This is a genomic window from Okeania sp. SIO2F4 (assembly GCF_010672385.1).
In the GTDB taxonomy this organism is placed as follows: Bacteria; Cyanobacteriota; Cyanobacteriia; order Cyanobacteriales; family Microcoleaceae; genus Trichodesmium.
Map to the genome: position 1 here is coordinate 1 of NZ_JAAHGT010000223.1, position 11,687 is coordinate 11,687.

Sequence of the window (11,687 nt, forward strand, 5' to 3'; positions counted from 1 at the left end):
TAGTCACAGAAAATATTCTATTGTAGCTTTGCCATTCCTGGATATTTATTTTTGCCTGACCACTAATAACAGAAATCTTGGGTTGACCAATAAGCGGTACAGGTGGAGAAGAAGAACCATTTTTTAGGAGAGGACGGTACTCTTCAACATCTCTCAACTTACCCGTGTAGGGGTCATTCATAATTGTTTTGATATATTGAAGATGTTCAGTATTAGCTCGTCCTGGGTTACGAAGTGCTATGTATTCGGTGGATCGTTTATGAAAGTACCTAAAATTCATCAGCAAAATTACAACAATTACTAGGGATAATAAAAATCGAGAACGCAGACGAAGTTTAAGAATTCCACTGAAAACTGTTGCAGATAAGACAGCTCCAACAAAAGAAAAAATCTGTAATAATCGCCAGGGAAACTGAACCATTTGTAAAGTTGGACTAGCTTGCCAGATAAATTCAGACCAGGAACTCATAAAAAAAGTTAAAGTAAGTGCAAAAATACTCCAATGGCAAGTTTCCTGAAGAACAGCAGACTGACAGCGACAGAAAACAAAAGCAATTATTATTAACAGAGCAATTGCTAAGAACTGATGAAGAAAAATATAGGCAACCTCATAATTATTCTGAATTAGATTAAAAAGCTGTGTTAAATTAAAAATATTATATTTAACTCCTCTGGCAACCTCCTTCATTACCTCAATATTAACAAAACGTTTTTCCAGAATAGCTGGTAGTAAATAGAAAGAAGCTATTCCCCATCCTACACCTGCAGATAAAATTGTTTCTACTACAGCTTTCCAAGGTTTATTGAGTAGAAAAAATAATGTATAAATCAACCAGACAACTGCACAAAGCAACAAACTTGGAGTATGAGTTAAAGCAATAATTGTCCAACAAATAGCTAATCCCAATCGCCATTTTTTCCCTGAGAAAGACTGCTCAGTTAGCCACCAAAGTAAGGGAATCCATATCTGAACAAATATGGATGATAAACCTCCTCGATAGTAGATATCATGAGCAATATATGGGGATGTCATATAAATCAATGCACCAGCTAAGGCAGTAATCTTTCCCCACTTATTTCGACCATAAATATAAAAAGTCAAACCTGACAAGAAAAGTGCTGAGGAGAAAAGAATAATGGCAGTATCTTGAATATTTAATCCACTTAATTTGAGAAACGAGCCAAGATAGTAAACAAGAGGAGGGTAAAATACAAAAGTAGGACTACCATAACCGTAGTTAGTTCCAGCCAGCCATCTAGGATATAAAATTCCTTCAGAGAGTTGTTGAGAAAAATGTTGAATCCATGTAAGATGCCACTTAATATCGACATTGAAATTAAGATTAAGTCCATGCCTAATCATCCTCGAATTTATAATTAAAGTGGCTACAAATATCAGAAAAACTATCCCCCCTTCAATTAAATAAGGTGGAAAAGAGAATTTAGGGAGAATCTTAGATGTTTTGGATAAGAAACCTTTCAAAGTAGCTTCTTGTGTCACAAGCTTACCCAATTACTTAACTTCTCTAAATGTTGACAAATGTTGACAAAACATTCTTCTAGCTTCTGATTTAGTTTCCGGAATAAATTTAAAAATTGGATAATTAAAGAAAATTAAAATTATTAGCAGAAGCAAATAAGGGTATCTACTCAATAGACATCTCCGAAAAATAAATCAATTGTGAGAGAGTAATAAAAAATGTAATTTTTGATGGCAAATTATGACCTGCATGGTTGGGTACATTCACAATCATCCACAAGAATCAGAAAGTTTATTAGGCATCAAGTATGAACAGCTAGAAAAGTGATTAAAACAAGCATAAAAATTCCACAATAAACAATAATAAGAATAAGCTCAACTGCTAGGAATTGAATTTGGAGTGAGTGAAACTACATAATTACCGAATAATTAAGGTTTAAAGCCTCTCACTCGCCGTGGAGAAACAAGAAAAAATTTTCACGCTCCGCGTAAATCCAATATGTTTTAGGGAGAGATAATTATCAATTTAAAAGGGGAGGCTTTAGACCACAATTTATCGGTAAACAAACTTTAGCAACTTTCTTTAATAAACCTTATTAAACTAAATAGTATAATAATCAGAGTTACAGGTAAAAAAACAATAATAAAAATGTAACGCTTGAACAGTATAGCTTCCCAACTAATAACTTATGGAATAATTTGACTTGCTACTTGAAATATATGGTTTGATCGACTAAGAATTTTTATTATTGCTTCAAGCAAATTTATATCAGTAACTCACAAGTATAATAATACTAAAAATACTAATAATTACACCGACTATAAATTGATAATTCCAAGAATAAAACAGCCTAAAACTTTACTTGAAGCCCTTAAATAAATTTTTTTTCTATCTAGCTAAATAATCTTCTTTGATAAATTAAATTTGAACTCTATTACCCATAAGGCAATCATCAATAAAATGCTAATCGTGCTAAATATCATCCCTACAATAAAAGCAAAAGTATGTTGATAATTTAATTTGACTACATAGGAACCAGGATTTAACTTAAAACCAATTGTTCCATCTGATAAAACGTTAATTGGATAAGAAACTTGATTGAGATACAAGTGCCAAGCAGGATAAAAATATGTTCTAATTCTAATAGTTGATGACTCTTCAGCATCTATTTTTAGAAGTCTCTGATAGCTATTCCAACTTTGGATTTCAACTGTTGCTGTTCCCTGAATCACAGAAACACGGGGTTGTCCAATAATAGGAGCGTCAGGAGATTTTCCATTACTTAATAAAGGAATATATTCAGCAACGTCTCTCAATTTATCTGTATAAGGTTCTTCCAGAGCTGTTTTTACTTCAGTAAGATGTTCGAGATTTGCTTGACCCGGATTATTAAGTGTAGGAAATCTACGAGAAAGTTTATAATCAAAACTAAAATTGATCGTTAGTATTAAAATCATTATTGATAAAAGTGGATATTTAAACTTCGGCTGAAGATTAATAATTCCCTTTGTTACAACTGAATACAATGCTGCTCCAACAAAAGAAAAAATAAAAAGTAATCTAAAAGAAACCTGAACTGATTGTAAAATTGGAACAACTTGCCAAATTGGCCAAGATAGATAACTCATAAAAAATCCTAAACCAAGGGCAAAACTGAACCACCATCGAGTTTCTCTAGTTGCTTTTATATCTCTCCGAAAGAAAACTATAGTAATTAAAGCCAGGACAACAATTGCTAATGACTGATGAACAAAGATGTGTGGTGGTCTACTATTTAACTTTAAAGGAATCAGAGGATTGTTAGCAGCTCCAAGCATAGATACTTGAAAACCTCCTCCTATTTCTTTCATCACCTCTATATTTACGAGAGACTTTTCTAGAACAGCTGGCAGTAAGTAAAATGATACTATTCCTAAGCCAATTGCAGCACACAGAACTGTTAGCAAAAAAACTTTCCAAGAGGAATTAAAAAATAAGAATAATGTATAAAATAACCAAAAAACTAAAAATAGAAGTAGACTTGGCAGATGAGTTAAAGCTAGGATTGCCCATAAAAAAGTTAGTCCTATTCCCCATCTTGGTTGAATAATTGTTTTTTCAGTCAGCCAAAAACATAAAGGAATCCATGCAAATGCAAAAAGTGAGGAAAGACTGCTCACCCAATAAGTTGTAAAAGCTAAGTAAGGAGCAGTCATATATGCGAATGCACCTGCCAAAGAAGGAATAATTCCCCAACGACTTCGACCATAAATATAAAAATTCAAACCACAGAAAAAAATAGCTGAAGAATATAAAATAATAACAGTTTTCTCAATATTTAAACCAAAAGATTTCAGAAATGTACCTAAGTAATAAACTAAGGGTGGGTAAAAAACAAAAGTCGGACTACCATAGCCATAATTAGTACCAGCTAACCAACGAGGATAATGAATTCCCTCATAAACTTGAGCAGAAAAGTGTTGCAACCAAGTGATGTGCCAAATCATATCTATCTTTCCATTTAACCCATCATTGATCATTCTCCAATTGATAATAACTGTTGCCAAAATTAGTAAAAGAATTATCCCAATATTAGATAAATAGTAGTTGTTTAATAATTGAAGTATTTTTTTTTAGGAGATGGTTTATCAAAATTCATGGTGTTAATATTTTTAATTGACTTACTTATTTATTTCTATTTTAGAATTACTTATCTGCTTTTTCTGCCAGTTTTTCATCATATTTATCTTTGATTTCTTTTACCAACTTCACTTCATCAGGATTATTTTTTGCCCAAACTTCACGGTCTTGACGAATTTTTGTTAAATGAGATTCTATATTTCCTGGATTAATTAAAATCCCAAAATCCTCTGGAACTTCTTCCTGTTCATAATCAAGAATTCGGTTCAAAATTAAATTCCCTACTTTAGGAGTGTAATGAGAATTATCTGTATAATTTTCCATTTCATTATAGATAGGTTCAGATGTAATACTGTTGTATCCGGAAAAATCAAATACAGGAGTAATTTCTACAACTTCACGTTTCCAGTCTTCAAAAGTTGACCACTCACCTGTTGCTCGAATTGCTTCCCACTGAGTCACATGAGAGGGAGAAATAAATGAGATTAATTTGATTTTGTGCTGTTGGCATAAATCTACGATTTTTTTCAATTCATCTAATGGAGTAGATAATTGATATTTAGCATTAAAATTATAATAAACATTGATACTATTCTTAAATCTCCACTGAGTTTTTTCTGGGTCAGGATTTCGATATGGCATAAATCCATTTTCTCCATAACCAATATTATCTGGCGGATTTTTTTTACTCTCAACTATAGTTTCTTTACTTGCTATAAGTGCATCTGAAGAAAAGGTAATATTGACAAAATCTGCTAAGGAAATATGCCGTTTTTCTAATCTATTTTCAGAAAAGCTCGGTTGATTTTCTAAGAATGTGTTGAACATAAAAAAATCTAAGCCGAGAATAATCAAATCTAATTCTTCTTGGTTAGCGATCGCGTGTTCTATGTAACGTCGTAATTCATAAATATTCAGACCATTCAAAGATAAATTATAAGCAGGTTGCTCATTTTCTAATGCTGGATGATTCGGATCTAAACCTTGTTTTGTTCTGGATGAACCTATCAAAATTGTTATAGGTTTAATACGAATAATATCATTTGCTTTAAACAGGCGATCGCTATTATCTTTGCGAGGCTTTGAATGATTTATTCCTAAGAAATTGGGAGTATTAAATACATCATAAGGATCGACAATAATATTGAATACTCCTACACCTACTATAGGGAGAAATGCTGACAACAAAAATATCCAATTAAATCTGCGATATTTTTTTCTCTTTCCCACAATTTTTTCTAATTTTTTGGGAGATGAAGCTTGAGAGTAAGTAGAACTAAGTTGATTATTAATGCTCATAATTTGCCTCCAAGTCAAAGTATATTTTAGTTAATTTAATATGTCAGATATAATTTTGATCTAGTTTAGTAACGCATCATATTTTTGTTTAATTTCTTTTACCAAGTTCACTTCATCAGGATTATTTTTAGCCCAAATTTCTCGGTCTTGACGAATTTTTACGAGATGAGATTCAATATTTTCTGGATTAATTAAAATTCCAAAATCTCCTGGAACATCTTTTTCCTTGTAAGATAGAATTCTGTCAAGAACTAAATTTCCTACTTTCGGGGTGTAATAAGAATTATCTGTGTAGTTTTCCATCTGATTATGAATAGGTTCCGTTGTGATACTGTTATATCCAGAAAAATCAAATACGGGGGTTATTTTGACAATTTTACGTTTCCATTCTTCAAAAATTGACCATTTGCCTGAGCTTCTAATTGCTTCCCACTGAGTTGCATGGGCAGGAGAAATAAATAGTACTAACTTAATTTGATTTTCTTGACACAAATCTACTATTTTTTTTAATTCATCTAAGAATTGAGTAGATAGTTTATATTGATCGGTATAAGATTTATGATAGATATTGATGTACTTTTCAAATCTTGATTGTATTCTTTCTCTATCTGGATTTAACTTAGGTATAAATCCATTGTAGTCTCCATAGCGAAGTTGAGCGGGGAGAGTTTTTTTACTATCAATTATTGTTTCTTGACTGGCTAATAATACATCTAGAGAGAATATTACATCTATCAAATCTTTTAAGGAAATATGCCGCTTTTCTAATCTTTGTTCAGAAAAATTTGCTTCATTAGTGTTAGATTTACGAAACATAAAAAAATCTAAGCCAACAATAACTAAGCCTAATTGTTTTTGATTAGCTATTGCGTGTTCTAAATAGCGTCGTACTTCATAAGAATTAATACTATTGAGTGCTAAATTATAAGCTGGCTGCTCATTTTCTAAAGCTGGATGATTTGGGTCTAGAGCGCGTTTTGTTCTAGATGAGCCGATTAAAATTGTCACGGGTTTAATGCGAATAATATCAGTTGCTTTAAATAGGCGGTCGCTATTATCTTTCCGAGGTTTTGAATGATTTATTCCTAAGAAATTGGGAGTATTAAACACATCATAAGGATCTATAACAATATTGAATACTCCTACAGTAACTACAGGGATAAATATCGACAGTAAAAATATACAATTATATCGAAGATATTTTCTTTTACTTCCCAAATTTTTTTCTGATTTTTCGGCATTTAAAGGTTGAGAGTAACTAGAACTAAGTTGATTATTGATACTCATATTTATCTAAATAATTAAAATTGGAAATAAAGAAATTCAGACACACGATTCAAGGATAATAAAGCTACACTGGTCAAAACACCAATCCAAACTGCCCACCACCAAGTAGGTTTTAACTTTGCTAAAATTTCCTGAGTATTTGGTAGGAAACTTACAGAAAAAGTTAAGCCGATCAAAGTCAAAATTGAGAAAATTTGACTCCCCAAAAATTCCGGCAAATAGTTCATATCCGACCAAGACTTAAGTTGAAAACCAAAATTAGTTAACACAGATAATTTACCTTTTGCTTCCCCTGGTATAACTACTCCATTCAGACCTGCCATTGTCTGTAAAATTTCTAGACCATCCTGAATATTTTGCGCTCTAAATAACACCCAACTAACAATAACAGCAACAAAAGTAATTACCCATGCCAATACTTTCGGCATCGGAATATTTAACTTTCGCCAACCATGATTAATACATAAATATGTACCGTGTAAACCTCCCCAAATTACATAAGTCCAACCTGCACCATGCCATAATCCACCTAACAGCATTGTTGTCAAAAGATTACTATAACGACGCACTTCTCCGCGACGACTTCCACCGAGGGGAATATATAAATAATCTCTCAGAAAATTGGATAAAGTAATATGCCAGCGTCGCCAAAAATCACTAATAGAAGTAGCCTTGTAGGGAGAGTTAAAATTAATCGGTAATTTAATATTAAACATCAACCCCAAACCTATCGCCATATCAGAATAACCAGAAAAATCAAAATATAGCTGAAAAGTGTAACTTAAAGCTCCTACCCAAGCTTCAAGAAAACTCAACTCAGAAGCATTATTAAAAGCTAATGCTACCCAAGGCGATATAGTGTCAGCTATCAAAACTTTTTTACACAAACCCAGACCAAAAAGACTCAAACCCAAAGCCATATTTTTCTGGGAAAAAATAAAATTACGCAATTGACGAAACTGAGGAATAAGTTCATCGTGGCGTAAAATAGGTCCGGCAATTAATTGCGGAAAGAAAACAACAAAGAAACTATAAGTAAGTAAATCGTAATTAGTCTCTCTTGTTTCCCCACGATAAGCATCTACTAAATAAGCTATCTGAGTAAAAGTATAAAAAGAAATTGCCAAAGGTAAAATAATTTTCCCAGCATTCAAATTTGTAGAAACTACCGAGTTAACAGTATCCAAGAAAAAGTTTGCATATTTATAATAGGAAATTATTGCTAAATTAACAGCTATACCCACCCAAAGTAAAACATTTGCTCGCTTGCTTTCCGGTTTAGCCTCAGCAATAAATTTCCCCATTTGAAAATTCCATAAAATTGAAATTATGAGCAGAGGCAAATAAGCAACATTCCAATAACCATAAAAAGCAAAAGAACTAGCAGTTAACCAAACCTTAGCAGCCTTAATTAAACCAAACTTGGTTAAAGCAAAGAATATAATCAGAGTTAAAGGTAAAAAACCAAAGATAAAAACATAAGAGTTAAATAACATACCTAATCACCTTCTCCCTAAATATCTTTTTGCTCATCTGAACAAGATTTTTGCATCACACTTTTCTTTTCCACAGTTTGTGTCTCTCCTGGCGGAACAGTTCTCTCCTCCATAAAGAAAATATCCAAACTTTCTAATCTTTCCGCACCCTCATTCCTTTTATTCAATTCACGACAAACATACTCTGCATAATAAGGATAAAGTTTTTTTCCAATCGCTCGATTTAAAGTCAGAAAATAACTCCGCCACTGCATATTCTTATACAATTTATTGAACTGTTTCATTGTTGGCTTATCCCAACTTACAGACTCTCCTTTCTCATATAAAACATCAACCTCTTTCCCATTTTTTAAATTACCCTGAATAACGTGCCAACCATCATCTCTCGGTGGAGCAGGTGCAAAAATACTCCAAGATTGGTCTAACTTTGTCAGCTTACCAACCACATCTAATTTTTGAACAGTTCTACGTCTAAATAATTTATGAGCTTTAGTAATTAAATCCTGCTTTTCTACTTTTCTTCTTTGATAAGTTTGCGTCACAAAACCTTTTACATTCCAAATCAAAGTGTAGATAAGTAGTAAAAATACAACAATATTTAAACCTCGATAAGGACGTATGTCTAAAGGACGAAATTTAAAAGGTTTAGTAAAATTTCCGGCAAATTTTCTATTATTAGCAATAGTTTCATAAAATTTCGTTCCCAGAGGTATTATTGATGGTAAACCCATAACAAAAGCCAAAGGTTTAAATATAGGAGACAAACTAAAAACATAAACCAAAGCCTCCCATTTAAAACGTCGATTTTCTTGCCAGTCTACCACCACCCAAGAATTTTTCTCCTGCATATCAGCATAGATAGATTCATCAGTTTGACAAGTTGTTATTGGCGTTCCTGGTAAAATTAAAAATGTGCGTAACAGATAAACAACTTTCTTGCAAAATCCACAATCTGCATCGTAATAAATTTTCAATCCTTGCCGTTCATTTGTCTGAATTTTTTTCTGCCAATTATCCCATACTGCTGTAGGAATCAAAGCAAACCAACTAACAATACTTAAATAGGGAAATATTCCCAAAGTAAAACACAAACCAAAACTGATATGTAAAAGAATAAAAGAAACAACAGAAACAGAACGGAAAAACGTAATTGCAAAAGGAATAAAAATCATAAAAGGTCCTAACCATTCAAACCAAAGAGCTGCCCAGGTTAGTAACTTTAATATAGGCTGAGGAAAACTTAGTAAAAATTGCCCAAATGCCGTAGCATATCCATCAAAACTCAGAGCATAATAAACCGCATCTCCATCAGGCCACCAAATCTCACTTTTAGTCTTATAAGCTGCTGAACCTGCATAAATCAGAACCATTTGAATCATAAATGCCACAGTAGCAGCAGAAGCAATACGCTTAGGCAATTTTTCTGTTGAAGAATTAAGAGCGCTATCTATCGAATAATTTGCTCCTAACGGTAAAAACATTGCCCAGAAAAGTAGAGCGCGTAGTACATGATCGGCAGCAAAAATTAAGACTGGATTTCTATTATGAATAGAAATAATAAACGCCCACATTGCAATAGTTGCTAATCTAGTTTGATATCCTACTAGCAAAGCTATAGCTACTATTCCTGCAAATAAGAAAATTAAACCCTGTACAAAAGGTTCACCACTAATTGAATTTATTGACCAATGAAAAGGATTTGAAATTTCCTTGAGTAATGTCCGAGGCATCACTCCAGCATCACTATAATGAGCTGTTAAATCTCCAGCACGGATAATTAATTCTACAATAATTATCAATGCCAACCCAACTCTAAATAGAGCCAGCGATCGCAAGTCTAAACCAAATAATTCCTCTAGTTTAGTATTGATTTTTTTTTCCTTCTTTAAATCATCTACCATCATTGTAATTGCCTTTATTTAACTTCTTTAGCTAAACTAAATCTCAAGTTACCTTGCTATTTTTACCATTTTAGCAATCCAATTTTTTAGTCTATTAAAAACAGCAGTTTCCAATAGTTTAGTATTGAATTTTTTTCCTTCTTTAAATCATCTACCATCATTGTAATTGCCTTTATTTATTTTTTTTAGCTAAATTAAACACCAAGTTATACCAATTATTATTAGGTGACACTTACAGCGTATTTCAGGTTTATGAGGTACAGGAAAAATAGTTTGTATACCAGTTTTAAAAATGGTGGGAATTTATCAAATTAAGGACTGTACCTCATTTACTTGCAATCTGCTGTAAATTATTAAGTAATTAACAAAGTCAAGATAATCTTTTTGATAATTACTAACTACTCGCGTGTTAATTATTTATGTTTTTACTTCTCCCCTACTCCCCCACTCCCCTACTCCCCTACTCAAGAATATGTAAAAAGGTTTTCGAGAAATAGTATTACTTTGCTATTTTTTCCTTTTAGCAATCCAAATTTTTACTCTATTACATAAAACTTGAAAACCATGATCGAGAGTCGGTAAACGTTGTAGATAAACACCAAGTCTCACTAAAGCTGCTAACCAACCATGCAAACTAATACCAAAACTGGAAACAGCAGCAGCATTTTTTCCTAAAGTAATCATTTCGCCTAAATGTAAATAATGAAAAGGTCTGGGACGTTTATTATTTAAAATTTTCCACAAATTTTTAGCTGCTTGACTTGCTTGTTGATAAGCAACTTGAGCTGTGGCTGGAAGTTTTTTACCATTAGGATATAAAATATCAGCAATATCTCCCAGTGCAAATACTTCTGGATAGTCAACCAACTGTAAAGTTGGCTCACAAATAAGTTGACCTCTTGAATTATGGGAACAATCCAAATCTTTCACCCACTCTCTCACTTGAGTACCTGCTGTCCAGAGTACAAAATCTGTTGGAATAATAGCACTTTCATTAGACTGCCATAAAGTAATTTGGTCAACTTCAATAGAATTCACACTTGTCTCTAAACTGATTAAAACATTTCGTTTATCTAAAGCAAGTCGAGCATTTTTGCGAGTAGCTGAAGTAAAACTTTTCAGGATTTCTTTTCCTCTTTCTACTAAACGTATTTCTCCCCGTCTTCCCAATCTATCTGCTATTTTTCCTGCTAATTCTACTCCACTCGGACCCCCACCCACAATAGCTACCCGAATTAATTCTTTATTAGAATTTTCCAAACTTTGTAGTTTTTGTTCCAGGAGTTGAGTATCAGCTAAAGTTCGGAATGTCAAAACATTTTCTGCACCAGTTGGTAATTTTCCATTAGTCACTCCCACAGCAATAACTAAGTAGTCATAAGCTAAAATTCCTTGTTCTAAAAGTTTAACTTGACGATTTTTGAAATCAATGTCTTCAACCGTATCTTTGCAAAACTGTATTTTTTTATTTTTGATAAGTTTATCAAAACGAGGAAATATTTCCCAAGGTTCAAGTTCTCCTGTAATTACCTCATAAAGCAAGGGAGTAAACACAATATGATCGTGTTTATCTATTAAAGTAATTTGACAATTTTTATTTTTAA

Annotated in this window: 7 protein-coding genes; all 7 read right to left on the reverse strand. The window is 32.6% G+C overall.

Features of this window, described 5'->3' with window-relative positions; translation table 11 throughout:
* On the reverse strand, positions 1 to 1,363 hold a 1,363-nt coding region (locus F6K22_RS15805), incomplete at its 3' end, for a 6-pyruvoyl-tetrahydropterin synthase-related protein (protein ID WP_293099495.1).
* 1,014 nt (positions 1,364 to 2,377) lie between these two features.
* Positions 2,378 to 4,027, reverse strand: a complete 1,650-nt coding sequence (locus F6K22_RS15810) for a glycosyltransferase family protein (RefSeq protein ID WP_293099498.1) — start codon at positions 4,025 to 4,027, stop codon at positions 2,378 to 2,380.
* 139 nt (positions 4,028 to 4,166) lie between these two features.
* On the reverse strand, positions 4,167 to 5,399 hold the full coding sequence (locus F6K22_RS15815) for a hypothetical protein (protein WP_293099501.1): 1,233 nt from the start codon (positions 5,397 to 5,399) through the stop codon (positions 4,167 to 4,169).
* A gap of 60 nt (positions 5,400 to 5,459) precedes the next feature.
* Complete coding sequence (locus tag F6K22_RS15820; RefSeq protein ID WP_293099504.1) at positions 5,460 to 6,686, reverse strand: hypothetical protein; 1,227 nt, start codon at positions 6,684 to 6,686, stop codon at positions 5,460 to 5,462.
* Between the two features lie 14 nt (positions 6,687 to 6,700).
* On the reverse strand, positions 6,701 to 8,182 hold the full coding sequence (locus F6K22_RS15825; RefSeq protein WP_293099506.1) for an MBOAT family O-acyltransferase: 1,482 nt from the start codon (positions 8,180 to 8,182) through the stop codon (positions 6,701 to 6,703).
* 17 nt (positions 8,183 to 8,199) lie between these two features.
* Complete coding sequence (locus tag F6K22_RS15830) at positions 8,200 to 10,086, reverse strand: DCC1-like thiol-disulfide oxidoreductase family protein (protein ID WP_293099508.1); 1,887 nt, start codon at positions 10,084 to 10,086, stop codon at positions 8,200 to 8,202.
* 504 nt (positions 10,087 to 10,590) lie between these two features.
* Positions 10,591 to 11,687 (reverse strand): NAD(P)/FAD-dependent oxidoreductase (locus F6K22_RS15835; RefSeq protein WP_293099511.1); only part of this gene is annotated, 1,097 nt, incomplete at its 5' end.

Excerpts from the sequence above, each read along its gene's own strand:
- F6K22_RS15815 (WP_293099501.1), bottom strand. The coding sequence starts at position 5,399 with ATGAGCATTAATAATCAACTTAGTTCTACTTACTCTCAAGCTTCATCT.
- F6K22_RS15820 (WP_293099504.1), bottom strand. The coding sequence starts at position 6,686 with ATGAGTATCAATAATCAACTTAGTTCTAGTTACTCTCAACCTTTAAAT.
- F6K22_RS15825 (WP_293099506.1), bottom strand. The coding sequence starts at position 8,182 with ATGTTATTTAACTCTTATGTTTTTATCTTTGGTTTTTTACCTTTAACT.
- F6K22_RS15830 (WP_293099508.1), bottom strand. The coding sequence starts at position 10,086 with ATGATGGTAGATGATTTAAAGAAGGAAAAAAAAATCAATACTAAACTA.